The sequence below is a fragment of the Burkholderia sp. RF7-non_BP4 genome (assembly GCF_001521935.1).
GTDB lineage: Bacteria > Pseudomonadota > Gammaproteobacteria > Burkholderiales > Burkholderiaceae > Burkholderia > Burkholderia diffusa.
In genome coordinates, this window is sequence record NZ_LOTA01000026.1 from 1 (window position 1) to 507 (window position 507).

Annotated in this window: 1 protein-coding gene; it reads right to left on the bottom strand. The window is 64.5% G+C overall.

Annotated elements, in window-relative coordinates; genetic code table 11:
• A partial coding sequence (locus WS49_RS36365; protein ID WP_218921612.1) for a hypothetical protein occupies positions 1–507 on the bottom strand: 507 nt, incomplete at both ends.

The window sequence follows — 507 nt, forward strand, 5'->3', positions numbered from 1 at the left end:
CTCGTTGTCCACGGGTCTCAGCTCGACCAACAGCTCGGTGACCTCGCTGTCGACCTCCACGTCGACGGGTCTGTCGTCGGCCACCAGCTCGATCAGCTCGCTGTCCACGTCGACCTCGACGGGCATCAACTCGTTGTCCACGGGCTTGAGCTCGACCAACAGTTCGGTGGCATCGCTGTCGACTTCGACGTCGACCGGCCTGTCGTCGGCCACCAGCTCGATCAGCTCGCTGTCCACGTCGACTTCGACGGGCCTCAGCTCGACCAACAGCTCGGTGGCTTCGCTGTCGACGTCCACGTCGACCGGTCTCTCGTCGGCGAATAGCTCGATCAGCTCGTTGTCCACGGGTCTCAGCTCGACCAACAGCTCGGTGACCTCGCTGTCGACCTCCACGTCGACGGGTCTGTCGTCGGCGAATAGCTCGATCTCGTCGCTGTCCACCGGCCTCAGCACGGTCACGACCAAGACCGACAATCTCGGCAACAGCACCGCCGCAGCCCTCGGCGG